28 protein-coding genes are annotated in these 23987 nt (G+C 44.1%); 27 read left to right on the top strand and 1 reads right to left on the bottom strand.

The features are described from left to right. Positions 1-178 precede the first annotated feature (178 nt). The 3 genes from gcvT to gcvPB are packed head-to-tail and all read left to right on the top strand — an operon-like array spanning position 179 to position 4154. Complete coding sequence (gcvT, locus tag ACOJUR_RS10385; protein WP_420949942.1) at positions 179-1294, top strand: glycine cleavage system aminomethyltransferase GcvT; 1116 nt, start codon at positions 179-181, stop codon at positions 1292-1294. A gap of 11 nt (positions 1295-1305) precedes the next feature. Further along, entirely contained in the window at positions 1306-2661 is a 1356-nt protein-coding gene (gcvPA, locus tag ACOJUR_RS10380) for an aminomethyl-transferring glycine dehydrogenase subunit GcvPA (protein ID WP_420949941.1), read from the top strand. Beyond that, positions 2661-4154, top strand: coding sequence for an aminomethyl-transferring glycine dehydrogenase subunit GcvPB (gene gcvPB, locus ACOJUR_RS10375; protein WP_072874172.1), 1494 nt, complete (start codon positions 2661-2663; stop codon positions 4152-4154). The genes gcvPA and gcvPB overlap by 1 nt, the downstream gene beginning before the upstream one ends. A 64-nt stretch (positions 4155-4218) precedes the next feature. Here the strand turns inward: gcvPB and ACOJUR_RS10370 are convergent, their stop codons facing one another. Further along, a complete protein-coding gene (locus tag ACOJUR_RS10370; protein ID WP_072874173.1) occupies positions 4219-4797 on the bottom strand; it encodes a histidine phosphatase family protein in 579 nt (192 codons plus the stop codon). Between the two features lie 152 nt (positions 4798-4949). On the opposite strand from ACOJUR_RS10370, the gene aroQ reads away from it, so the two are divergent. The 24 genes from aroQ to dxs all read left to right on the top strand — a co-directional run bounded on the left by aroQ (position 4950) and on the right by dxs (position 23987). Then, the gene (gene aroQ / locus ACOJUR_RS10365) at positions 4950-5411 is read left to right on the top strand and encodes a type II 3-dehydroquinate dehydratase (protein WP_072874174.1); all 462 of its coding nucleotides are present in this window, start codon (positions 4950-4952) and stop codon (positions 5409-5411) included. Between the two features lie 39 nt (positions 5412-5450). After that, a complete protein-coding gene (gene efp, locus ACOJUR_RS10360) occupies positions 5451-6008 on the top strand; it encodes an elongation factor P (RefSeq protein WP_072874175.1) in 558 nt (185 codons plus the stop codon). 331 nt (positions 6009-6339) lie between these two features. After that, complete coding sequence (gene spoIIIAA, locus ACOJUR_RS10355) at positions 6340-7332, top strand: stage III sporulation protein AA (protein ID WP_083574224.1); 993 nt, start codon at positions 6340-6342, stop codon at positions 7330-7332. Between the two features lie 12 nt (positions 7333-7344). Next, a complete protein-coding gene (locus ACOJUR_RS10350; RefSeq protein WP_129583580.1) occupies positions 7345-7866 on the top strand; it encodes a hypothetical protein in 522 nt (173 codons plus the stop codon). A 47-nt stretch (positions 7867-7913) separates the two neighbouring features. Then, positions 7914-8108: a stage III sporulation protein AC gene (spoIIIAC, locus tag ACOJUR_RS10345; protein WP_238413689.1), complete on the top strand. Its 195-nt coding sequence runs from the start codon at positions 7914-7916 to the stop codon at positions 8106-8108. 22 nt (positions 8109-8130) lie between these two features. Beyond that, on the top strand, positions 8131-8511 hold the full coding sequence (spoIIIAD, locus tag ACOJUR_RS10340) for a stage III sporulation protein AD (protein WP_306954537.1): 381 nt from the start codon (positions 8131-8133) through the stop codon (positions 8509-8511). A gap of 58 nt (positions 8512-8569) precedes the next feature. Beyond that, positions 8570-9778, top strand: coding sequence for a stage III sporulation protein AE (gene spoIIIAE / locus ACOJUR_RS10335; RefSeq protein WP_072874179.1), 1209 nt, complete (start codon positions 8570-8572; stop codon positions 9776-9778). Next, complete coding sequence (gene spoIIIAF, locus ACOJUR_RS10330) at positions 9775-10287, top strand: stage III sporulation protein AF (protein WP_420949940.1); 513 nt, start codon at positions 9775-9777, stop codon at positions 10285-10287. Before spoIIIAE ends, spoIIIAF begins: the two co-directional genes overlap by 4 nt. Before the next feature lie 18 nt (positions 10288-10305). Then, a complete protein-coding gene (locus ACOJUR_RS10325; protein ID WP_203115419.1) occupies positions 10306-10887 on the top strand; it encodes a hypothetical protein in 582 nt (193 codons plus the stop codon). A 25-nt stretch (positions 10888-10912) separates the two neighbouring features. After that, complete coding sequence (locus ACOJUR_RS10320; RefSeq protein WP_072874182.1) at positions 10913-11470, top strand: SpoIIIAH-like family protein; 558 nt, start codon at positions 10913-10915, stop codon at positions 11468-11470. A gap of 168 nt (positions 11471-11638) precedes the next feature. Next, positions 11639-12166, top strand: a complete 528-nt coding sequence (gene accB, locus ACOJUR_RS10315) for an acetyl-CoA carboxylase biotin carboxyl carrier protein (RefSeq protein WP_420949939.1) — start codon at positions 11639-11641, stop codon at positions 12164-12166. Between the two features lie 8 nt (positions 12167-12174). Next, positions 12175-13536, top strand: a complete 1362-nt coding sequence (gene accC, locus ACOJUR_RS10310) for an acetyl-CoA carboxylase biotin carboxylase subunit (RefSeq protein WP_072874184.1) — start codon at positions 12175-12177, stop codon at positions 13534-13536. Positions 13537-13695: 159 nt separating this feature from the next. Beyond that, entirely contained in the window at positions 13696-14124 is a 429-nt protein-coding gene (locus ACOJUR_RS10305) for an Asp23/Gls24 family envelope stress response protein (protein WP_072874185.1), read from the top strand. A gap of 30 nt (positions 14125-14154) precedes the next feature. Further along, positions 14155-14700, top strand: coding sequence for an alkaline shock response membrane anchor protein AmaP (gene amaP, locus ACOJUR_RS10300; RefSeq protein ID WP_420949938.1), 546 nt, complete (start codon positions 14155-14157; stop codon positions 14698-14700). A 3-nt stretch (positions 14701-14703) separates the two neighbouring features. Then, entirely contained in the window at positions 14704-14934 is a 231-nt protein-coding gene (locus ACOJUR_RS10295; RefSeq protein ID WP_072874187.1) for a DUF2273 domain-containing protein, read from the top strand. Positions 14935-14939: 5 nt separating this feature from the next. After that, positions 14940-15353 (top strand): transcription antitermination factor NusB, encoded by a 414-nt coding sequence (nusB, locus tag ACOJUR_RS10290; RefSeq protein ID WP_420949937.1) that lies wholly within the window; start codon positions 14940-14942, stop codon positions 15351-15353. After that, the gene (locus tag ACOJUR_RS10285; protein WP_420949936.1) at positions 15350-16345 is read left to right on the top strand and encodes a Kae1-like domain-containing protein; all 996 of its coding nucleotides are present in this window, start codon (positions 15350-15352) and stop codon (positions 16343-16345) included. Before nusB ends, ACOJUR_RS10285 begins: the two co-directional genes overlap by 4 nt. Before the next feature lie 55 nt (positions 16346-16400). Further along, complete coding sequence (locus tag ACOJUR_RS10280) at positions 16401-17405, top strand: NAD(P)/FAD-dependent oxidoreductase (protein ID WP_420949935.1); 1005 nt, start codon at positions 16401-16403, stop codon at positions 17403-17405. A gap of 28 nt (positions 17406-17433) precedes the next feature. Further along, the gene (locus ACOJUR_RS10275; protein ID WP_203115422.1) at positions 17434-18273 is read left to right on the top strand and encodes a bifunctional 5,10-methylenetetrahydrofolate dehydrogenase/5,10-methenyltetrahydrofolate cyclohydrolase; all 840 of its coding nucleotides are present in this window, start codon (positions 17434-17436) and stop codon (positions 18271-18273) included. Continuing rightward, the gene (gene xseA / locus ACOJUR_RS10270; protein ID WP_420949934.1) at positions 18270-19646 is read left to right on the top strand and encodes an exodeoxyribonuclease VII large subunit; all 1377 of its coding nucleotides are present in this window, start codon (positions 18270-18272) and stop codon (positions 19644-19646) included. Before ACOJUR_RS10275 ends, xseA begins: the two co-directional genes overlap by 4 nt. After that, complete coding sequence (xseB, locus tag ACOJUR_RS10265) at positions 19621-19836, top strand: exodeoxyribonuclease VII small subunit (RefSeq protein ID WP_072874193.1); 216 nt, start codon at positions 19621-19623, stop codon at positions 19834-19836. The genes xseA and xseB overlap by 26 nt, the downstream gene beginning before the upstream one ends. 10 nt (positions 19837-19846) lie before the next feature. Then, the gene (locus ACOJUR_RS10260) at positions 19847-20722 is read left to right on the top strand and encodes a polyprenyl synthetase family protein (protein ID WP_306954414.1); all 876 of its coding nucleotides are present in this window, start codon (positions 19847-19849) and stop codon (positions 20720-20722) included. A gap of 775 nt (positions 20723-21497) precedes the next feature. Next, positions 21498-22112, top strand: a complete 615-nt coding sequence (locus tag ACOJUR_RS10255; protein ID WP_072874195.1) for a CNNM metal transporter family protein — start codon at positions 21498-21500, stop codon at positions 22110-22112. Beyond that, a complete protein-coding gene (gene dxs, locus ACOJUR_RS10250; protein ID WP_420949933.1) occupies positions 22113-23987 on the top strand; it encodes a 1-deoxy-D-xylulose-5-phosphate synthase in 1875 nt (624 codons plus the stop codon).

The raw sequence follows: 23987 nt of genomic DNA, 5'->3' as shown, positions 1-23987 counted from the left end.
TGATATTTGTTAGACGAACATGCAGACGTTTCTACGGGTTTCTGAGAAGCGTTAAACATACATTGCCTCCTGATAGGTAATGGCCAAGTATGGTCTTATGGTGTGCTAAAACTTGGATCTTCATGCATGTTCAATCGAGAGAAGTATAGGGTTTTTTATTGGATTTGGAGGTGGTAACTTGTCGTTAAAAAAAACGCCCTTATATCCGCTGTATTCTCAACTTGGTGCTCGTACCATTGAGTTTGGTGGATGGGACATGCCTGTGCAATTCGTTGGTATTCTGGATGAGCATGAAGCTGTTCGGAATAAAGCTGGATTATTTGATGTATCCCATATGGGAGAATTTGAAGTTGTGGGACCAGATGCACGAGCTGCCATTCAATATTGGGTCACCAATGATATTTCTAATTTGTCAACAGGTCATGCAATCTATACTCCTATGGTTTATCCGGATGGTGGAACTGTCGATGATTTGCTTGTCTACTGCTTAGAAGAGAACAAATTTTGGCTAGTTGTTAATGCTGGAAACCGCGAGAAAGATTTTTCATGGATCGAGCAGAATAAACAATCCTTTCAAGTTGAAATTCGTGATATTTCTGATCAGATTGCTTTACTTGCCTTACAAGGACCAGCTTCACATGATATTTTGGCTCATTTCAACAGTGAACTGATTCACCTTAAACCTTTTGAATTTGTAGAAACGAATTTAGGCGGTTTTCCCTGTCTGGTATCAGCTACAGGATATACTGGCGAACTTGGTTTTGAAATTTATGTTCAGGAAAACTATGCTACAAGCCTTTTTTCGGAAATTCTGAAAATTGGCCAACCTTACGGACTTATACCGGCAGGTTTAGGTGCGCGAGATACATTGCGATTAGAAGCTCGCTTGCCACTTTACGGACATGAGTTAAGTCAGGATATAACCCCTATAGAAGCTGGATTAAAAGCTTTTGTTAAATTTGATAAGGGCGACTTTATTGGTAAGGAAGCTTTGTATAAACAATGGGAAAGCGGTCTGAGTAGAAAAATTGTTGGATTGCGGATGATTGGCCGTGGAATACCGAGACAAGGTTACTCTGTTTATGCTAAGGATAGTCAGGAAGTGATTGGTTTTCTTACTTCAGGAACACAATCACCTACATTAAAAACGCCTATTGGTTTAGCCATGCTTGATATGGCATACACAGCTATCGGGACACAGGTTGAGGTGGAAATTCGCGGCCGTAAAGTTCTCGCTGAGGTTATTAAAACGCCTTTTTATCGTCGACCGTCGACACAGACTAGCGTAAAGTGAGGTTGTCTATTTTGGAAAAAACATTCAGTTATCTTCCGCATACTGTGGAAGATAAAAGAAAGATGTTAGATTTTTTAAACTTACAAAGTACTGACGATTTATTTAATGATATACCTCGCGAAATTTTACTGAATCGATCGTTAGATCTACCAGATGCGATGTCGGAACTTTCCTTAGAACGTCATATGTCACGATTGGCTGGTAAAAATCAAGATACCAGTAAATTGGTCTCGTTTCTTGGGGCAGGCAGTTATGAACATTATATTCCGAGCGTTGTAGACAGTTTGATAAGTCGTTCTGAGTTTTACACTTCTTATACACCTTATCAACCAGAAATAAGCCAAGGAATGTTGCAGGCTATTTTCGAGTACCAAACCATGGTTTCTGAAATTATGGGAACTGAAATTGCGAATGCCTCCATGTATGATGGTCCGACAGCTTTGGCGGAAACTGGAATTGTAGCGTGTTCCCATACTCGTCGAAATCGACTTCTTGTAGCCCGTTCGGTGAATCCAGAATATCGAAAAGTACTTGCAACATATGCGGCCGGACAATCTATTGAAATTGTTGAAATTCCTGAAAATCAGGGAAATATCCAAATAGAGACTTTGAAAAATTTGCTTGACTCGTCAGTTGCGGGGGTCATATTACAATATCCCAACTATTTTGGCACGTTGGATGACATTCGTTCGATTGCTGAAATGGCACACTCTCAAGAAGCATTGTTGATTGTAGTGACCTATCCTATAGCGATGGGGTTATTGACTCCGCCAGGTCAACTTGGTGCAGATATGGTGATGGCAGAAGGGCAATCACTGGGCAATGCGATGCAATATGGTGGACCTTATTTGGGGATTTTAACGGCTCGCAAAGATTTGATGAGAAAGCTGCCAGGAAGAATGGTGGGCCAGACCAAAGACACAGACGGTAGAAGAGGCTTTGTGTTGACATTGCAGGCGCGTGAGCAACACATTCGACGTGATAAAGCATCAAGTAACATTTGTTCTAATCAAGCTCTAAACGCTTTGGCCGCTACAATTTATCTCTCCTATATGGGACCGCAAGGATTGCGAGACGTGGCTTACCAATGTCATCAAAAAGCAGCTTATTTGCGAAGTCGTTTAAAGAGTTTGTCAGGTGTTGAGGTATTGACCGGTGAAAAGTTCTTCCACGAATTTGTCATTCGATTGAACCGATCAGCTGACGAAGTGGAAAAGGCAATGTTAGAAAAAGGGTTCCTTCCTGGGGTTAGGCTTGAAAATGAATATGAAGATATGAAAAATTGTTGGCTCATTGCTGTTACAGAAATGCGCACAAAAGATGAATTAGATGGATATATCAGCGCGTTGCAGGAGGTACTTGACTGATGGAATACAAAAATGAACAAATCCCGCTTATTTTTGAACTTGGTCAAGCGGGAAGAAAGGCTTATACGCTACCTGAGTTAGATGTTCCAATTACTGAGGATGATGCGCTGGTCGATTGTATTCGTCAGCATCCGCCGCGCCTGCCTGAATTAAGTGAAGTTGATGTGGTTCGACATTTTACAGCTTTATCCAAACGAAATCATGGGGTTGATTCGGGCTTTTATCCATTGGGTTCTTGTACAATGAAATATAATCCGAAGCGCAATGAACGATATGCGCGTTTTCCAGGCTTTTCCCAGATTCACCCTTTTCAGCCTGCTTCAACAGTCCAGGGAGCCTTGCAACTGATGTATGAACTTCAACACGATCTCGCTGAAATTACCGGAATGGATAGTGTATCGTTGCAACCGGCAGCAGGGGCTCAAGGTGAATGGACGGGGCTCATGATGATTAAGGCTTATCATGAATCTCGTGGTGAGAAGCGAGATAAAGTCATTGTTCCTGATTCTTCACACGGGACCAATCCTGCCTCTGTTACTATGGCAGGTCTTAAGACCATTACAATTCCATCCAATGATGATGGAAGTGTCAATTTAGAAATTTTACGTGAAGTTGTGGGTAGTGATACAGCAGCTTTAATGTTGACCAATCCAAGTACACTCGGTCTCTTTGAAACCCAAATTTTAGAAATCTCTAAAATTGTTCATGATGCAGGTGGACTTCTCTATTACGACGGAGCAAATATGAATGCTATTTTAGGCTATGCCCGTCCTGGGGATATGGGATTTGACGTAGTGCATCTCAACCTTCATAAAACCTTCTCTACGCCACATGGCGGAGGTGGACCAGGTGCTGGACCGGTAGGGGTTAAGAAAAAACTGGAGCCCTATTTACCTAAGCCGGTTCTTGAAAAAAACGAAGAAAATGGGGATTATTTCTGGAATTGGGAGAGGCCTGAATCGATTGGTAAAGTCAAAGGCTTCTACGGTAATTTTGGCATTCTTGTTAGAGCTTATGCTTATATCCGAACGATGGGCCCTGATGGATTAAAAAAAGTTTCAGAATCTGCAGTGCTCTCAGCCAATTACCTGCTTAAGCGGTTGTCTGAAGCTTATGAAGTGCCCTTTCAACAAACTTGCAAACATGAATTTGTACTGTCAGGTTCCAAGCAGAAAGAGCATGGTGTCAGAACACTTGATATTGCTAAACGTATTCTTGATTTCGGTATGCACCCACCAACCATATATTTCCCACTCATTGTAGACGAGTGTCTGATGATCGAACCAACGGAAACCGAATCCTTAGAAACGCTTGATGATTTTGCCAATGTTCTCTTACAAATTGCAAAAGAAGCAGAAGAAAATCCTGAATTGGTCAAGCATGCTCCCTATACTACAGTAGTGAGTCGACTGGATGAAGTCACCGCCGCACGCAATCCTATTTTGCGGTATGAATTTACGGCATCTACAGAAGGTAGAGAATCATTGCTATGATCAGATCGCTAACCATTACCAGATGAATTATTATTCTGCCGCCATGATCTGGCGGCAGAACTCATCAAGGGTTTGGAAATTCTTCATTCAATACATATTCAGCAGTTGTGTTCATATTTAAAATATTCCAGTTTCCATTCGATCCTGAAATGCGTGAAATGCTGGTATTCAGAATGTATGGAAGATCTTTTGCTCCTAGACTTTCCAATACCATACGTATGGCTCCACCATGGGTAACAAACCAGATGATCGATTCATCAGGAAATTGTTTAGCTATGGCATCTATAGCTTGAAAAAGTCTCTCTTGCAGTTGTTGGTCTGTTTCTTCATCAGGTACTCCCTGTGGAAATCGATTTGGAATTTCGTCAAAAGGGATGCCTTCAGCTGAGCCTTTACATCTTTCGCGCAGACGTTCATCTACTTGAACAGGCAATCCGTGCGGTTCAGCCAATATTTCGGCAGTTCGTTTTGCTCTTTGCAAATCACTGCTGTAAATCGCTTTAGGTGAGATAGATTTAAGATAGTCTGCTAATTTTTCAGCTTGCTTTAAGCCATTTTCATTTAAGGGAATGTCGGCCCAACCTTGTACACGTTGGTGAATGTTCCAATCAGTTTCTCCATGGCGAATCAACCAGATTTCCATGCAATGACTCCTTTATGATTTTGTTTTTTGTCATCTTCAAAGCACTGTTCTGAGAATTTGTGTTCAAGTAGTTTCAGTATATCAGTTGATTGTGCTACAATATCAGCGATTTTGTCGACGACAGATTGATACGGATTGAAGGTGATTTCGCGATGCATCCACAGGTCTTGTTATTGAATGGACCTAATTTAAATCGACTCGGACAAAGAGAACCGCATATTTATGGTACAACTACCTTGTCTGATGTGGAAAATCGCGTTCGAGCCATAGTAGAGCGCCACGGGCTACATTTGGTTTCAAAGCAGTCTAATCATGAAGGCGATCTGGTCGATATACTCCAAGAAGAAGCGCCAGACTCTGTTGGTGCTATTATCAATCCTGGAGCTTTGGCTCATTACGGATATGCATTGCGAGATGCCGTGGTCGACGCTGCAATTCCGGTCATTGAGGTGCACATTTCCAATGTCCACAAGAGGGAGCCGTTTCGACACCATCTGGTATTGGCAGATGTAGTCGTTGGACAAATTGTGGGTCTTGGCATTCAGGGGTATCTCTTGGCTGCAGAATTTCTTTGCGCCGAGTGGTCTCGCAAGTCAGCGTCCAAATCATTTTAAATGAGTCCATTTCGATTTTATAGAACGGAGGAACAATGAATGATTTCAAGTAATGATTTTCGTCCTGGCACGACTATTGAATACGATGGAGATATTTATCGAGTCATAGAATTTTTGCACGTTAAGCCTGGTAAAGGTGCAGCGTTTGTTCGAACTAAGCTGAAAAATGTCAAGACTGGCGCTGTGAAAGAACAGACCTTCCGGGCTGGTGAGAAAGTGCCGCGTGCCCGCATTGAAACACGCGAAATGCAGTATTTATACAATGACGGTGACTTGTATACGTTTATGGATACGGAATCATACGAGCAAATTACAATTCCTAAGTCACAGTTAGAATATGAGTTAAACTTTTTGAAAGAAAATATGAATTGCTATGTTGTTCTGCATGAAGGGCAATCCATCGGTATCGACCTGCCTAATACTGTGGAACTGGAAGTTGTGGAAACAGAACCTGGCATTCGTGGCGATACAGCTACGGGTGGTAGTAAGCCGGCCAAAATGGAGACAGGCTATGTATTACAGGTTCCCTTCTTCATTAATCAGGGTGACAAGTTAATCATTGATACACGTTCTGGACAATACGTATCCCGCGCTTAAATTCTCCCTTCAATGTTCAATCTTTGTTTGGTATGACACAAGGTACCCATGATGGTTGCATGGGTTACCTTGATGTTTTACCAATAGTCATCCATTCGCTTTTCTCTTGATTAAGCTGAATACGAGCATCATGCATAATAAAAAAATAATTAAAAATACAACAATCCACCGAACGAGTACGGATACCTCCAAGGTATGTCCTCCTTTCCTGAAGGTCTCACGCTCTTTCTATACAATGCAAATTGAAAAGAGATTGTGCCGGATTTAGAGCTGTCAGTCATAGCTGCCTAGACGTGTCCATATATATGGACACATCAGGGAGGCTGTTTTTGTGAATGCAGGTAATTCTTCCGAAAAAGTAGTGGATTGTCTCAATGTTTTGCGTATCCTGTGTCCACCGCCACTCTACCAACTTTTCTGTCAGATTCCTGAGACGGTGCTTCAACAGTTAGAAGAAGTACGCTTTCGTCAACATGCCCCCTTGCAACTTTGCCTAGCTCAAGAAGACTGTTTTCTGAACGAGCGTGGAAAGGTTGTGAAAGATTGGCGAGAGGGATTGGTGGTTTCGGAAGATTGGTTACAACGTATGGTTCAGTCGGCTACCCAGTCATCCCTGTACGCTATGGAAGAAGACATCAAAAGAGGATTTTTGACGTTGCCTGGGGGACATCGCCTAGGAATTGCAGGTCGGGCTGTGCTATCGGAAACAGGTTCACTTCGCTCCATTCGTAACATTACTTCATTGGCGCTGCGTATTGCTAAAAGTCACATTGGAGCAAGCCGTGTATTGGCTCCGTATATTTCAATATCCAAACACAGGGTCCCTAGCTTGCTTCTTATCTCACCACCGCAGTGTGGCAAAACAACATTGCTTCGAGATTTGGCTCGTGCCTGTTCGCAAGGAGAATATCAACTTCCTGCTCAAAAAGTTGTCGTGGTGGATGAACGTTCAGAATTAGCAGGAATCGTCGAAGGGATGCGTACGTTCGATCTCGGTCCACGGACAGATGTATTAGATGGCTGTCCAAAAGCTGAGGGAATGATGCTTGCCATTCGTTCACTTTCACCTCAAGTACTGGTGACTGATGAAATTGGTCGTATGGAAGATGGTCAAGCGATTCTAGAAGCTGCCTACGCTGGAGTTACTGTCTTTGCTACCGCCCATGCTGCTTCATTGGAAGAGTGGCGAATGCGTCCAAGTATGCGTCCGCTATTTGAGCAGCAAGCATTTTCCCGCTATGCAGTCATTAGTCGTCGTCGTGGTCCAGGTACTCTGGAAGCCGTCTACGATGCAAACGGAAAAACGCTCATCGTACCACGCTGAACCTAGGGGGTGGTGCAGATAGGAATCCAGATGATTGGTTCTATTTTGACACTGACAGCCACCTCGGGTATTGGCTTTAGTGTAGCGCGTTCCTATCGTGATCGACCTAAGCAAATCGCGCTCTTGGCGCAGGGATTGCGTCTGTTGCGTCAAGAAGTTGAATTTGCTCAAGTACCTTTGCCTTTGGCGTTGTCACATGTTGCTGATTTGCTGCCCAAACCTGTTAATCTTCTTTTTCGGCAAATGGCAACCAATTTAGAGGAACAGAAGAATGCTGGCGAGGCCATCGATGAGGCTATTGTCAGTTTCGAGAAAAAACTGGCCATGCAAAAAGAGGATTATGAACCTCTGCGGACACTTGGGGCAGTGGTAGCCACAGCCCATCGCACTCACCTTGCCAGAGAATTGGACACAGCACTGATTCGCTTGCAATCGCTCGAAGAGATAGCAGAAACGGATCGGCGAAAAAACGAAAAAGTTTGGCAATATTTGGGCGTTTTGGTTGGGGTAATGATTGTCATCATGATGTCCTAATCTTTGTAACGGCAAATCGGGAGAGGGGTAGTGGGATGTCCCCTGAAATGAGAGCAGTATTTCAAATATTTGGTGTTGGCTTTGTGGTCGCTTTGATGAATACGATTTTGCGCCATGCAGATAAAGAGGAATTTGCGCAATGGACCACTTTGGCTGGTGTGGTAGCCGTACTTGTGGTGGTTGTGGGATATGTCGATCATCTCTATCAGGAAATTACTCGTGTTTTTTTGAACACCCAGTAGGTGGTGCGAACGCGTGCACATCATGCAACTAGTCGGATTTGGGCTCTCAGCTACCATTCTGGCCACTGTGCTGCGTTCTTACGCTCCGCAGTTTGCCATGCTCGTAGCCCTTTTAGCGGGCATTTTGCTGTTTACGAGCGTGATTCAGAATATCTCGGTTGTCCTTGATATGCTACGTGGGTTGTCGAGTAGTGCGCATATCGATTCTGGTTTTTTTTCAACGGTTTTAAAAATTATTGGCATCGCTTATATCGTGGAGTTTGCTGGACAAGTTGCTCGAGACGCTGGAGAAGGTGCATTGGCTAGTAAAATTGAATTGGCTGGGAAAATAAGTATTGTCATTTTGGCTATCCCAATCGTCAATGATGTAGTTCAGTCGCTCATGCACCTGTTGCCACAGTGAACTATCCCAACCTCCCATCTCTATCGCATCCAGCTTGCCAGGCGAGGAGGTATTGTCCATGTCAGTGTCTTCTCTACGCCGAATATCACTGCTTGGCCTTTCTATCCTCATCTGTATTGGGTTGCAGGCTTTAGGTTACAAGGTCATGGCCGATCCGCTTACAGAGACTGCAGCGCAAACTATTCATCAAGCAGCTCTTGCCCAAATAGATAAATTGCCTACGGATAGTCTGGATCAATTTTGGCGGAATCTGATGAGCCAATATAACGGATATCTTCCTGATATCCAGGGAACATCGTTGCTTCGAGCTGTGTTTGACGGTGGATTTCATCCCAGCCATTTGCTGGCGGGACTGTCGAAATATTTCTTGGATGCTGTGCTCGATCACGCTCGACTGGTGGGTGGAATTCTTATTTTGGCGGTACTCGCTTCAGTATTAGAAACAATGCAGACAGCGTTTGAGCAGAAAGCGGTCAGCCAAATTGCCTATGCAGTGATCTTTTTGGTGCTTCTTGTCCTCGCCATCGGTTCATTTACTGAAGCAGTGGGTACAGCCAAACACGCGATTGAAACAATGGACCATTTCATGCTTGCAACCATTCCTTTGGCAGTAGCGTTGCTTGCAGCATCAGGTTCAGTAGCCACGGCTGCCTTTTTCCAGCCTATGATGCTTTTTGTTGTTCATTTGATAACGAATGTTGTTTTTTTTCTTATTTTTCCACTTATTTTCTTCAGCGCGATTCTGGATGTAACAAGTTCGTTGTCCACTCGTTATTCATTAACGCGATTAGCCGCTCTTCTACGTATGACTGGGTTAGCTATGCTCAGCCTTTGTATGACGACGTTTCTCGGGGTTGTGACGGTTCGTGGCATTGGCAAAGGGATTGTGGACGGCGTCACGCTACGAGCTGTGAAGTATTCGGTCGGGACTTTTGTTCCCGTCATTGGTAAAGCAGTGGCGGATGCCTCGGAAACCGTTCTTAGTGCCTCGCTTTTAGTCAAAAATGCTGTAGGAATGACAGGACTTTTACTGATCGCTTTGATTGCGATTTTCCCCGCACTCAAATTGCTTGCTATGGCTTTTATCTATAGCGGTAGTGCGGCCTTAATGCAACCGCTTGGCGAATCAGCTATTTTAGATTGTCTCGCGACATTGGCGAAGTCTTTGTTGCTTGTATTTGGATGTGTACTTGCAGTAGCCCTGATGTTCTTTTTGGCAATTTGTATCTTACTGGCATCAGCCAATGTGGCGGTGATGATGGCGTGACACTGCTTGGAGCCTGGCTGCGCAGTCTGGTTTCTATAGTTTTGTTGGCTGTTTTTACAGAACTTTTGTTACCAGAAGGATCCATGCATCGATATGTGCGCATGGTTTTCGGCTTGGCAATTATTGCTGCCATGCTGCAACCGATAGTGCCTATGTTGCAGGGTCACTGGAGTCAGGATTTTGAACGCTCAGCCATTCGGTTATTGAGCGGATCGGATTCATCTTCAGAAAATACCGCGTGGACAACTCTGCAGACCCATGAAGTGAAAAATGAACTCTCTACACAGACTGAGGAAGATGCCAATCAACTTTTAGCTGGTGAATTACATCAAGCTATCCAATCTCATTTTCAAATAGATGATTTGCAAGTCGGGATCAGTGGGGCTACTGGTGGTCAACCGTCGGTCAATATTGTTGGTTGGCCTCCTTCAATTTCTAAATCTGCCTTGAAAGCTTTTATTATCCATTGGATGGGTCAGCCGAATGTAACAATTCATTTTGCGGATTGAAGGAGCGGGGGAGAACATATGGATTTCAAGCCCATTCAAAATCAAAAGATTTTGCTGGCTATTGGTGCGTTGGGAGCCCTGCTGCTTGTGATGGGTAACTTTTGGCATCATCAGTCCAGCAACGCTGCGAATGCAACCGGGACAGCCGCTCAGTCAGCGAATGTAACGCAAAATCCACTACAACCAACTTCTTCGCAAAATAACAATCTGTTTACTGAAGAGCAACAGCTCGACAGTACTTTAACGAATATTTTGGGGCAAATTTCCGGGGTCTATGGTGTTCATGTCATGGTGAACCTTCAAGCTTCCGATCAAGTCCAGTTTGCAGAGAATACTCAATCCAGTTCTTCAACAACGCATCAAGGGCAAAGTGTCACGAGTACGCAAACCAAAAACGACCAGATTTTTACCACCCATAATAGCGATGGTTCGGAGACACCTGTTGAAGTGACGGAAAGTGCGCCTCAGGTTGAAGGTGTATTAGTTACCGTAGCAGCACAAGATTTTATTCTAGCAAAATCAGAAATCATTAACGCAATTACGAATGTGTTGGACGTGCCTGCATATAAGATAAGTGTGGAGCCTCAAAAGCTTGGCTAGTGATAAAATTGGGAGGTATGAATGAATGGTAAAAAGACAGACAGTATGGCTGTCCACAATGATGGTCCTATCCCTGATGTTGATTGGCTACTACACGATGAATAATCCAACAGAAACAACGAATGCCTCATCTCCTTCAGTGACAACTACTGTAGGAACACCTGATAGTGCAAGTTCATCCACCAGTCCTTCTCTCAATGCAAGCAGCAGTCAAAGCACTTCTGAGTCTAGCGTTGATTTCTTTGTGGCAACCCAGACCCAAGTAGATAAAAACATGTCTGAGACGTTGGACAATCTTCGCTCAGTCATAGCCAACAGCAACGCCTCTACAGAACAAATCGGATCTGCCGAAGACCAAATCAAACAGTTAATGGACCTAAAAGGACAGATGGCCAACGCGGTTGATGCCGTCGAAGGTGCAGGTTATAAAGAGTGTGTAGTGGTACCCGATGCAAATGATAAGTTTACTGTCTATGTATCAGCCAAGAAACTTTCTGCTGACGATGCGGTGCAAGTGATGAATCTGGTTGCTCAGCAACTTGGAGTGCCAATGACCAATATCATTGTGACTCCGCATGCGTAATCAGTTATTATGCAGTTATCTATCGTTCCAGTGGGTCAGAAAATTCCCGGAGTCATGGTTCCGGGAATTTTTTCTGTGCACAGGATTTAATATAGTCTTTCGCTAGTTGATGAGTCTGATAACAACCTTGTGCTATACTAGGAAAAGTGCACAATGAGGGATGAAGGAGTGAACGTTCGGGTGTTAAAAATTGGTGAAATCCGCGAGTTGATTCGACTCTTGGATGAGACAAGCATTCATGAACTTAAAATTGAAACAGATACAATGAAAGTGTTGATGAAGAAAGCGGATGCAACGACGGTAGCAGTTCCTGCAAGTGTAGAGAATAGTTCTACGCGATCGACCGTTGTATACGCAGAACCTAAAACACCAGAAAGCCAGCCAGTACCATCTGCTCCAGTTCCAGTTTCTCAATCAGACACCAAACCAACGCAAGAGAATGTTGGAGAACAGGAGGGTCATTTCATTCGTTCGCCAATGGTAGGTACTTTTTATAGAGCACCTGCGCCCGAATCTCCACCGTTTGTTGAAAAAGGGAGTAAGGTAGATCCTAAAACGGTTGTTTGTATTGTTGAAGCGATGAAACTCATGAATGAAATTGAAGCCGATGTAAAAGGTGAAATTATTGAAATATTAGCTGAGAATGGACAACTTGTAGAATATGGACAACCACTCTTTCGAGTACGTCTAGTCTAAGGGGTGGCGTGATGTTTAAGCGAGTGTTGATAGCCAATCGTGGAGAAATTGCAGTGCGCATCATCCGTGCATGTCAGGAATTGGGGATCGAGACAGTAGCCGTCTATTCTGAGGCTGATCGCAATGCAATGCATGTGATGCTCGCTGATGAAGCTTATTGCATTGGACCTGCACCTTCAAAATCGAGCTATTTACATATACCCAGTCTGATTTCTGTCGCTACATTGACGGGTGTCGACGCTATTCACCCGGGTTATGGATTTCTTTCTGAGAATAGCGATTTTGCCGAAGCTTGTGAGGCGTGTGGAATAACTTTTATAGGGCCAAGCGCGTCTGCTATCGAAGCGATGGGAGACAAATCGATTGCCAAAACGACCATGAAACGTGCTGGCGTACCCACTGTTCCGGGGAGCGACGGATTGATTCAAAGTGAAGAAGAAGCCATTGAGATTGCTAGACAAATTGGCTATCCAGTCATTATTAAAGCAACGGCTGGTGGTGGCGGTAAAGGAATTCGCATTGTAAAAGATGAAGCTTCTTTACGCCAAGCCGTGCTCACATCGCAGCGTGAAGCGGAAGCCAACTTTGGCAATGGTGGTATTTACCTGGAAAAGTATATAGAACGGATGCGTCATGTGGAAATTCAAATTATGGCGGATCGACATGGGAATGTCATTCATTTGGGTGAACGAGATTGTTCTGTGCAGCGCCGGCTGCAAAAATTGGTAGAAGAAGCACCTTGTCCCGTACTTACAGAAGAGAAACGAGAAGCGATGGGGAAAGCTGCTGTAGCGGCTGCTAAAGCGGTTCAATATGTAGGTGCTGGTACCATAGAATTTATTTATGCCGACAATGGTGAATTCTATTTCATGGAAATGAACACGCGGATTCAAGTAGAGCACCCTGTTACAGAATGGGTTACAGGGGTCGATCTTGTTCGTGAAATGATTTTGGCGGCAGCAGGAGAGCCGCTGAGTGTCAAACAAGAAGACATTCAATTAAAAGGTCATGCGATTGAATGTCGGATTAACGCAGAAGATGCATATCGTAATTTTATGCCTTCTCCTGGAACGATAACAGAGTACTGGCCACCTGGTAGTATCGGTGTTCGAGTTGACAGTGCGGTGTATCCGGGGTATACGGTACCCCCTAATTATGATTCAATGATTGCTAAACTGATTGTCTGGGCGCCTACTCGTGAACAAGCGATTATGCGTATGCGAAGAGCTCTTTCGGAATATCGCATTGAAGGTATCAAGACGACTTTACCTTTCCATGCAGCACTTATGGAAAATGAAAAATTTGTGCAAGGTGATGTAACCACAAGGTTTTTGGAAGAAAACGACATTCTTCCGAAACCGATGGATTGAAGAAAGATGACAATCTCTCTTTTCCGCATTCATCATCATAATGGGTAATAGGGTTGAAAATCCTGCTTTTCAATGATGAGTGACTTCGGTAGAATGGGCATAAGTTATATGAGGCTCGTCATACAATCTAGGCGAACTGACGAAGGGGGAGTGGCGAGAATGCAAGATATGAGTTATTCAGCGTCAGAACTTGGGAAAATTCAAATTGCGGATGAGGTATTGCAGATTATAGCTGGATTGGCAGCGAGTGAAGTTCCGGGTGTTGCAGGTATGAGCGGCTCGTTTGCAGGTGGATTGACGGAGTCGTTGCTTGGTCGGAAAAATTTGAGTAAAGGTGTAAAAGTACAGTTTTTACAGGAAGATAGAGCATGTGCTATAGACGTTTCGGTTGCGCTACAATTTGGAGTTAGTATTCCTGATGTAAGCTATCAAGTTCAGGAGCGAGTTAAGCAAGCGGTAGAAAGTATGACGGGCTTACAAGTAGAGTCAGTGCACGTCCATGTTGTGGGTGTTGTTTTCCCGAACGATAAAGAACGCGAAGGGGAAAACGCGGCGACAAATGAGAAACGTGCTTTGCGTAGCATGTAATTCAGTCATGCGGCTCAACGGGGGGATACTGTGAGTATTTTGGATAGAATCTTGCTAGTATTATTGTCGATCGGTTCGGCATTGGCAGCAATCGCCATCGGTGTATATGTCTTAGGATATGGTATGGGAGCAAACGGTTGGTTTTCGTTGGCCACTTTGTACCCGGCGGATATCTATATCATTGTTGCCGCAGTTCTCCTCTTGTTGCTTGCCATACGCTTTTTATTCTACAAGACTCTTCATACGACGCAAGAATATCTTGAATTGTCTGGTCAGCATGGGATTATTCGCATATCTTATGAAACTATTGAACAGTTGGCCAATCGGACGGGCAAATCTATCCGTGGCGTGCAAGAGTTTGAAACACGTGTGCGTCAAACAGGAGATGGCATAGCGCTTTTTACACGCGTTAAAGCGTTGCCAGACACAGAATTGCAGACACTGTCCGAACAAATTCAGTTGGCAGTCAAAGAGTATGTAGAGCGTATAGCGGGCGTCCATGTTGCCAATGTAGGAGTTAACGTTGTCCATATTGCTGGACAAGGTGTCAAAGGTGCGAAAGCGTGGGTGGAGTGAGCCATGCCCGTATGGAAACAGTGGCTAATTAAAATTTGGACAATGCAGCGTAGATGGCTAGGTTTTTGGGCTGGCTGTCTATTGTGGTTTCTTTGGATGATTTTTGGTTTTTGGTCTATGATACTGTTGCTCGTGTTAGCAGCGTTAGGTTTTGCGGTGGGGCGTATTCTGGAAGAGCGGCAATCATGGAGGAAGATTTTAGATAAGCTACTATCGGATCGTTATATGGAGTGAAGACGTTGACTAGACATGAAGCGCGAGTCATTGCTTTACAGTCTTTGTATCAAATTGAAATTGGCCAGGCGCAAACCATGCAGGCAATAGCTTATGCGGTTGGCGAGACAAAAGTGTCAGATGAAGAAATGCAATTTATTCAACAGTTAGTGTTTGGGGTCGTCAATCATCAACAAGAGTTGGACGAGTTGTTGGTGCGCTCCTTGGAAAATTGGTCTCTAGACCGACTGGGTAAGGTTGAATTATGTATTCTTCGTCTCTCAGGATACGAATTGGTGTTTGACAATACTACAGAAGTTCGCATTGTCATCAATGAGGCGGTCGAACTGGGAAAAGAATTTGGTGCAGAAAACTCCGGTAAGTTTATTAACGGTGTGTTGGCAAAACTCGTACCAGCTGCCGAGGCGATGCGCAGTTGAACGAAGCTTGGTACCTTGGGATTGACACGAGTAACTATACAACTTCCATATTGGCTCTGTCCGAAGCGGGTGAAATTTTAGCGGAAAGTCGCAAGATTCTTCCAGTGGAATCGGGCAAGGTAGGTCTGCGCCAAAGTGAGGCGCATTTTCATCATCTGCAGCAATTTCCTACTTTATTTCAGCATCTTACCTATCAACTCAGTTCATTAGTGTCTCTTTCAGCATGTCGTGGTATTGGTGTTTCTATACGACCGCGTCCATTGGCTGTCTCTTATATGCCGGTTTTTCAAGCGGGCTGGTCGATTGCCTGCACTCTAGCTGCTGCTTGGGGGAATCTTCCAGTTGTTAGAACTTCCCATCAAGAGAATCATCTTGCCGCAGCTGAGTATTTTATTTCTAGAAAATCTAATGACTCGCCTTATATTGCCGTACATTTATCTGGTGGGACATCAGATGTTCTTCTGGTCAAAAAAAATCGATTTGGCTACCGGATTGAAACTCTGGGGGAAGGTGCAGATTTGCATGCAGGGCAATATGTCGATCGCGTTGGCACAGCTATGGGTCTACCTTTTCCCGCTGGCCCTCATATAGAAGCGCTGGCTGAGTCTTCTGCTTGGTCGAATGAAAACTCTCTTTTTTCTATACCCTCTTCTGTTCGTGGATCAAGTATGAGTTTTTCTGGTCCGTGTGCGGCAGCTTTGCGAGCTCTTGACAACGGTGTGGAGACAGGGATAGTAGCACGTGCTGTCGAATTGTCGATAGCCAATGCGGTCATTAAAGCAGTCAGTCACGGCATACAACTTCATCCTGAAGTGGAAGAGGTTGTTATAGCGGGAGGGGTTGCTGCCAATCAAACCATTCGACAGCGTATCGAGTATCGTCTTAACAAACAGTTTAAAAATTTTCATGTGTATTATGCGCCTGTATCGTATAGCTCTGATAACGCACTTGGTACAGCAATGATTGCCAGGAATTTTATACAAAAGAGATAATCCGTCTTTCCATCATATTTATAAAGACCTGTATTGGATGAGTGGAGGGAATCGAATGAATCATTCACTGGAAGGAAATCAAGAAATTACGGATATTCTGATTGTAGGTGGCGGCCCAACTGGTTTGTTTGCAGCCTTTTACTGTGGAATGAGGGAGGCTACCTGCAAAATTATCGATAGTTTGCCGGAACTGGGGGGTCAATTAGCCACTCTTTATCCTGAAAAATATATCTATGATGTTCCCGGTTTTCCAAAAGTATTGGCCAGAGAACTTGTTAATCAATTAAAAGAACAAGCGTTACAATTTCAACCGGGTATCCATTTGGATGAACGAGTAGAAGATTTAACAAAAAATGAAGATGGTGTCTTTGAACTTAAAACGAATAAAACTGTGCACCTGGGTAAAGCTGTTATTCTTTGCGCAGGCATAGGTGCATTTACACCGCGTCCGTTACCCGGTGAACGGGCGCAAGCGTTTGAAGGGAAAGGTGTGTATTATTACATCGATCACCTGGAACGATTCCGTGAGCAAACTGTACTGGTAGTTGGCGGTGGAGACACAGCGCTCGATTTTGCTCTCATGCTGGAAGGCGTAGCGAAAAAAGTCTATTTAATTCATCGACGTGGAGAATTTCGTGCCCACGAAGAGAGTGTCAAACAGTTACAGGCATCTGGAATAGAAGTGATGACTTTTTGTGAACTGTCTGCTCTCTATGGATTGGAACGTCTGGAACGTGTTGATGTTGTGAATAATCAATCCAAAGAGATTTATCAATTAGAAGTCGATGCTGTAGTCAGTGGTTTGGGATTTTCTGCATCATTGGGACCTATTGCCAATTGGGGATTGGACATTGAAAAGAACGAGATCAGAGTAAATACAAAAATGGAAACGAATATACCCGGTGTTTACGCGGCTGGCGATATTGTTACTTACCCAGGTAAAGTCAAGTTGATTGCCACCGGATTTGGCGAGGCGCCAACAGCGGTCAACAATGCTAAGACTTATATTGATCCAAAATCAAAACTAAGCCCGGGACACAGCAGTAATCGTAAAGAATAGTGTTTCTCTGGTTTGAAAGGTGGCTCTTATGGCAATTATCCTGGATGGCAAGACGATAGCGAAGAAACTGGAAGCTGAATTAGCAGCATATTCCCGAATCCGTGAAATCCGTTTAGATGTCATTTTAGTAGGTGACAACTTAGCTTCGGCAACCTATGTTAGAAATAAACATCGAGCGGCAGAACGTGTTGGTATGCAGAGTGTTATCCATACTTTGCCTGTGCACACAAAATCTGAAGAGATTGAGCAACTGATTGAAGAGTTAAACAGTAATGAGGAAGTGGATGGGATATTGCTGCAATTGCCACTTCCTGAGCAGTTGAATAGTGAAAAGTTACTGGATAGTATTCATCCAATGAAAGATGTGGATGTGTTTCATCCGGAAAATGCTGGACTAGCCTATCTGGGTCGACCGCGCATCTGGCCATGTACTCCATCGGGCATCCTTCGTCTCTTGCATGAATATGAAATTGACATTGTCGGTAAACATGCTGTTGTGGTTGGTAGAAGCAATATTGTGGGTAAACCTATGGCTGCTCTTCTGCAACATGCGAATGCCACTGTGACTGTGTGTCATCGTATGACGAAAAGGTTGCAAGATTTCACACGGCAGGCAGATATTCTCGTTGTAGCTGCTGGTTCTCCCGGTTTGATAGGTAAGGACGATATTAAACCTGGCGCTGTTGTGATTGATGTTGGCAGTGAGTTTGTCAACGGGAAATTGACAGGAGATGTAAGGTTTGCTGAAGTTGAGCCCATAGCCTCTGCGATTACGCCAGTTCCTGGTGGTGTAGGTCCGTTAACCATTGCCTCACTTTTGTCCAATACGGTGCGCCTGGCTTCGTTGCGAAGAGGGTGGGCGAATTGAGTCAACAGGTGGCACAATCTATTTTGACGGTTGCTCAATTAAACCGCTTCATTAAATTCCAAATAGAATCGGATCCTAATTTTAAATCGTGTTTGGTTTCAGGTGAGATTTCTAATTTTAAATATCATACCAGCGGTCATATGTATTTTACTTTAAAAGATGAAACAAGTCGTATTCGGGCTGTAATGTTTCAGGGAAGAAATCGCTTTTTGAAATTTCGCCCAGAAGATGGGATGAAAGTAATATGTCAGGGCAGTGTAGGAGTATTTGAACGAGATGGACAATATCAACTCTATATAGATACGATGCAACCGGATGGATTGGGAGATTTGTATATCGCCTTTGAACAACTTCGTGATCGGTTGCAGAGCGAAGGTTTGTTTGCTGAAGGTCGAAAAAAATCTCTTCCTTCGTATCCGAAACGAATTGGTGTGGTCACTTCTCCTACCGGTGCGGTAATTCGAGATATTTGTACAACCATACAGAGGCGTTTTCCTTTAGCTCAAGTTATTCTATCGCCTGCTTTGGTACAAGGCCCAGAAGCTGCTCCTACACTTGTTTCTGCTCTTTCTCGACTGGAAACTATGAATCCAGTCGTAGATGTCATAATTATCGGCCGTGGTGGAGGTTCTCTGGAAGAACTGTGGCCTTTTAATGAAGAAAGCGTGGTTCGAGCGGTAGCCAATTGTCCTATACCTATTATTTCTGCTGTGGGACATGAAACTGATGTCACGCTCTGCGACTTTGCCGCAGACATTCGTGCGGCTACACCAACTGCTGCTGCTGAATTGGCTGTACCTGATAAACAGGAGTTGCAAGAATGGCTTGATGAAGTTTTGTTCCGATCGCGACAAATTGTCAGACGTAAAGTGGTGGATTCTCGTCGTACCCTGTTGCAATTAACTACACGTCCAGTATTATCACGTCCAGAGAGTCTGGTTGACCGAAGACGTCAAGCTGTAGACTATCTTGAAAATCTTCTTTCTCGAAATATATCTCGTCCCTTACAACGGGCAGACAAGCAATGGCAGATTTTGCGTGATCGCTTGCAAAAGGTAATGCCCCAAAAGAGGATTGCCGATGAAAAAACAGTATTGTTGCATTTGGAACAAAAAGTGGGTCAATTAGCAGAAAGAAAATTACACCGTTTGAATATAGAAATTGAAAGATTAACCTCTTCCTTAGTTGCTTTAAATCCAATGGCTGTTCTTCAAAGAGGTTATTCTATTCTGAGACGAGAGGATGGCAAGGTCATTACCAAAAAAGATGATTTGCCAATCGGAAGTTACGGTCAGGTGCAATTGGCGGATGGGAGTATTAGGGTTCGTAGAGAGGATGACTGGGTAGATGAACAAATCAGACTTGACATTTGAGTCAGCTATGAAGCAACTCGAAGAAACCGTCAGGCATTTGGAATCAGGAGAATTGTCCTTGGCAGATTCCATTCAGCGTTATAAGGACGCAATGGATTTGGTCAAGTATTGCCGTGAACAATTGAATGAAGCTGAATTTCAAATTGAACAATTAAATCCTTCCGGTGAAGCAGCGAATTCTGAAGATTAGAGGGATGGTCGTGACCCAAGGTTGGGTAAATACTTGGATTGAAGCCATACAAATACACTTGCAAAGAATAGTTCCCGATTCGTCTCATGTGCTGCATCATTCCATGCGTTATAGTCTACTTGCGGATGGGAAACGCATTCGGCCCTTGCTTGCTCTTGCCACTGGCAGGGCATTTGGCGTCGCAGAAGAAAAAATGCTTGACGCTGCTTGTGCATTAGAGTGTATTCATGCGTATTCATTAATTCATGATGATTTGCCATGTATGGATAATGACGATTTACGCCGTGGCAAACCTACGAATCACAAGGTTTTTGGTGATGCTATGGCGCTTTTGGCTGGCGATGCGCTACAAACTGCAGCATTTTCTTGTATCAGTCGTTCTACAAGTTTTTCTGCCGAAATTCGTATACGCATGATCTCGCTTTTAGCTGAAGCGGCTGGCCATCAAGGCATGGTACTTGGACAAGCAGCTGATATGGAAGCTGAGCAGCAGCTTGGCGAAATGACAATGGAAAAGTTGCGTTTTATTCATACTTATAAAACTGGTAAATTGTTGCAAGCTGCGATTGAAATGGGAGCCATTGCCGCTGAAGTCTCTGATTCTCAATATCATTCTTTACATCAGTTTGCTTGCCATTTAGGGTTGGTTTTTCAAATGGTAGACGATTGGTTAGATGTTGTTGGGGATACTGCCGTTATGGGAAAAATGGCAGGAAGTGACCAAGAACATGGCAAATTGACCTATCCTGCGCTGATTGGCATTGAAGCAACCAAACAGGCGATAGAAACTGAAGAACAGCTTGCTCTTCAATCGTTACATGCAATAGATGCTGATACTTCTTTACTTGAGAATTTGCTGTTTTTAGTCACACGAAGGAATCGATAGTTTCACTGAATTCTATAATGCGAGTAATGATTATTATATTATCCAGGAACAGGATATCTGTGATGTTCTATGATTGTATTGCCAATTGCCCACTGAATTGGTGAGGAATTAAAAAAAACAAAAGATACTACAAAAACTGTGGTATACTAATCACACGAACGGGTGGCGCAGTATTCTAGTCAACCGCCCACTCTTGAAGACGGGGCTAAAAATCCGTCAAAGGGCACATCGATGAAGTTCCTGGTGTTGGCTTGAGGCGCCCAGCCTTGGGCTGATGCTGGGAGTTAAGAAAGTTGGGAGACCCGCAATGGCATGCGGACGTTAGCCCAGCTTTCGCGGAGGCCTAAGTGCGTGGCTCGCAATTAAAGGGGTTACGGCTTGGGGTATGAACCTGCATGCGGAGGCAATCTGTGTGCAGTGTAGCCTGCCTTGAGTGGTATTGAAGGATTCTGGGAAACAAGCTGTTATCCTCGGCCAAGGAATAACGGCCCGTGCCAGATGAAATCCATACTGCAAAAGAGGCTAGAGAGTGGCCTTCCGGTTGTTGCGGAAAACGCCTAGACTGTTCGCTTGGCGTGGCACCTTGAGGATTATAGTGTGGACTAAGTGGTAATCTAGTCTGGCCTTCGGCGACGCGGCCAATGCGCGTTGAAAGGGAAACCGTCATGGCGGCGACGCTGTGATACGTGCATGGGAAAACCAACTGGACCTAAGCCACAGCGTTTACTCAAGGTGCTGCCACCCGCTGGATGTTTCTTAGGGTGGGAAACAGTCTTTGAAAAAAAAATCGCGGCGTGTACCTTTGCGCTTTGCACTTACTATAGCAGCTATTACATTGCCGCTTGGCGCCTTATTTGACACTTCTACCATAGCTTTAAATCGTATGCCCTGGTACATAGGACTTATTGTAGTTCTAATTATTGTGTTAATCGGGGTTTTTTTTGATATGCTGGGGTTAGCTGCTGCCGCAGCTCGAGAGACGCCTTTTCATGCAATGGCTTCCAAAAAAATCTTTGGAGCTCGTAAGGCAATTGTAATTGTGCGCAATGCTGAAAAAGTTGCCAGCATATGTTCCGATGTCATTGGCGATATTGCTGGAGTTTTAAGCGGTGCTGGAGCGCTGGCTGTCAGTGTGCAACTAATGAAAGAAATTTATGCATATGGTTGGTATAAAGAGGCAATTTCCATCGTCATTACCGCCCTGGTCACCGCGTTGACAGTAGGCTGGAAAGCAATTGGAAAAACCATTGCCATTCAGTCACCAACGCCGATTGTATTATTGGCGGCAAGAAGTTGGGAGACGGTCTCCTTTTTGTTTGAAAAATCAGGTAAACTTAAATCTCGCAAGTCATTAAGGTCCAAAATGGACAAGAAACGGGGGCAGCACTAGATGTTGGAAAACATCAATAGCCCGGAAGATCTCAAAAGACTGGATGACGAGCAACTCAATCAATTGGCTATTGAGATTCGACAATTCTTGGTTGACACAGTCTCCAAAACAGGAGGTCACTTTGGTGCAAATCTGGGAGTTGTTGAATTGACTCTGGCTTTGCATAAAGTCTTCAATAGTCCAAAAGACAAATTGGTATGGGATGTTGGTCATCAGGCTTATGTGCATAAAATCCTTACTGGCCGCAAAGAAGGTTTTGCAAAGTTACGCAAACTTGGTGGGATGGCAGGTTTTCCTAAACGAGAAGAAAGTAAGCATGACGCTTTTGGAGTAGGGCATGCAAGCACATCGATTTCTGCAGCTCTTGGTATGGCTATTGCCCGTGATTTGGATGGTGCTGCTTATCATGTTGTTTCCATTATTGGCGACGGTGCCTTGACGGGCGGCATGGCTATGGAAGCATTAAATCACGCTGGTCATTTAGGAACTAATTTACTGGTTATCTTGAATGATAATGAAATGTCAATTGCAGAAAATGTGGGTGCTGTTTCTAAATACTTAACTCGTTTGCGCAGTGATCCGACATACTCTAAAGCAAAGGCAGAGATTGAGCAATCCTTGCTTAGATTACCTGCTATTGGAGCGAAATTGACAAAGACATTGGAAAAAATTAAAGATTCAATGCGCTATTTGATGGTGCCGGGGCATTGGTTTGAGGAATTTGGATTTAAGTACTTAGGACCTATTGATGGACATCATATAGGCGAATTGGTCCATACTTTGGAAGATGCTAAAAAAATGAACGGACCAGTGCTTATACATGTCATTACGGAAAAGGGTAAAGGCTATGCTTCGGCTGAGAACGCTCCGGACAAATGGCATGCTTGGCCTTCTTCGGCGAAAGCTAGTGGTGCGCCATCTTATACAAGCGTATTTAGTCAAACTTTAATCGAATTAGCCAAACAAGACGAACAAATTGTAGCTGTTACTGCAGCTATGCCTAGTGGGACGGGGTTAGATAAATTTTCTGCTGTTTTTCCCAAGCGTTGTTTCGATGTAGGAATTGCTGAACAACATGCCGCCACGTTTTGTGCGGGCTTAGCAACAAGTGGGAAAAAACCGGTTTTTGCTGTATATTCCACATTTCTGCAACGTGCATATGACCAAGTCATTCATGATATTGCCATTCAAAATCTTCATGTTGTTTTTGCAATCGACCGTGCCGGTTTGGTTGGGCCTGATGGAGAAACACATCAAGGAGCTTTTGATCTCAGTTATTTGCGGGCTATACCTCATTTAACTGTGATGATGCCTAAAGATGAAAATGAACTTCGACACATGTTATATACGGCGCTCCAGCTTAACGGACCTGTAGCTGTGCGCTTCCCGCGTGCAGATGGTCTTGGCGTACCGTTTGATCCACAGTTTCAACTGATACCAGTAGGTGCATCGGAAATCCTTCGTGAAGGCAGAGAATTAGTGATTTATGCGCTTGGCCCGATGGTTGCAGTTGCCATGCAGGCTGCTGATCGGTTGTATGCTCAACATGGTATCTCTGCAAAAGTGGTTAATATGCGTTTTGTCAAACCACTCGATGCAGAGGAAGTAGTAAAAAATGCTCGTCTAGGGATTCCTGCTCTCACAGTCGAAGAAGCTGCATTAGCAGGCGGAATGGGTAGCGCTATACTTGAAGTATTGGCAGATGAACATCTCGAAGTTCCTTTAACCAGAGTTGGCTTGCCAGATCGTTTTATTGAGCATGGCAGTCGAGAAGAGTTACTTAAGCAAGTGGGCCTAGATGTAGATACATTGGTCGATCACGCTCTTCTCCTTGTGAAGGATGCAAAACGCTCTCGTCATCTGGCAAGGGGTTGA

The sequence above is a fragment of the Alicyclobacillus tolerans genome, from assembly GCF_048984885.1.
GTDB classification, from domain to species: Bacteria; Bacillota; Bacilli; order Alicyclobacillales; family Alicyclobacillaceae; genus Alicyclobacillus_I; species Alicyclobacillus_I tolerans.
This window is presented reverse-complemented; position numbering and strand designations above follow the sequence as displayed.

Bases quoted from the DNA above. Each gene is read 5' to 3' on its own strand.
- gcvPB (WP_072874172.1), top strand. From the start codon at position 2,661: ATGGAATACAAAAATGAACAAATCCCGCTTATTTTTGAACTTGGTCAA.
- ACOJUR_RS10370 (WP_072874173.1), bottom strand. From the start codon at position 4,797: ATGGAAATCTGGTTGATTCGCCATGGAGAAACTGATTGGAACATTCAC.
- aroQ (WP_072874174.1), top strand. From the start codon at position 4,950: ATGCATCCACAGGTCTTGTTATTGAATGGACCTAATTTAAATCGACTC.
- efp (WP_072874175.1), top strand. From the start codon at position 5,451: ATGATTTCAAGTAATGATTTTCGTCCTGGCACGACTATTGAATACGAT.
- spoIIIAC (WP_238413689.1), top strand. From the start codon at position 7,914: ATGAGAGCAGTATTTCAAATATTTGGTGTTGGCTTTGTGGTCGCTTTG.
- spoIIIAD (WP_306954537.1), top strand. From the start codon at position 8,131: ATGCAACTAGTCGGATTTGGGCTCTCAGCTACCATTCTGGCCACTGTG.
- spoIIIAE (WP_072874179.1), top strand. From the start codon at position 8,570: ATGTCAGTGTCTTCTCTACGCCGAATATCACTGCTTGGCCTTTCTATC.
- ACOJUR_RS10325 (WP_203115419.1), top strand. From the start codon at position 10,306: ATGGATTTCAAGCCCATTCAAAATCAAAAGATTTTGCTGGCTATTGGT.
- ACOJUR_RS10320 (WP_072874182.1), top strand. From the start codon at position 10,913: ATGGTAAAAAGACAGACAGTATGGCTGTCCACAATGATGGTCCTATCC.
- ACOJUR_RS10305 (WP_072874185.1), top strand. From the start codon at position 13,696: ATGCAAGATATGAGTTATTCAGCGTCAGAACTTGGGAAAATTCAAATT.
- ACOJUR_RS10295 (WP_072874187.1), top strand. From the start codon at position 14,704: ATGCCCGTATGGAAACAGTGGCTAATTAAAATTTGGACAATGCAGCGT.
- ACOJUR_RS10280 (WP_420949935.1), top strand. From the start codon at position 16,401: ATGAATCATTCACTGGAAGGAAATCAAGAAATTACGGATATTCTGATT.
- ACOJUR_RS10275 (WP_203115422.1), top strand. From the start codon at position 17,434: ATGGCAATTATCCTGGATGGCAAGACGATAGCGAAGAAACTGGAAGCT.
- xseB (WP_072874193.1), top strand. From the start codon at position 19,621: ATGAACAAATCAGACTTGACATTTGAGTCAGCTATGAAGCAACTCGAA.
- dxs (WP_420949933.1), top strand. From the start codon at position 22,113: ATGTTGGAAAACATCAATAGCCCGGAAGATCTCAAAAGACTGGATGAC.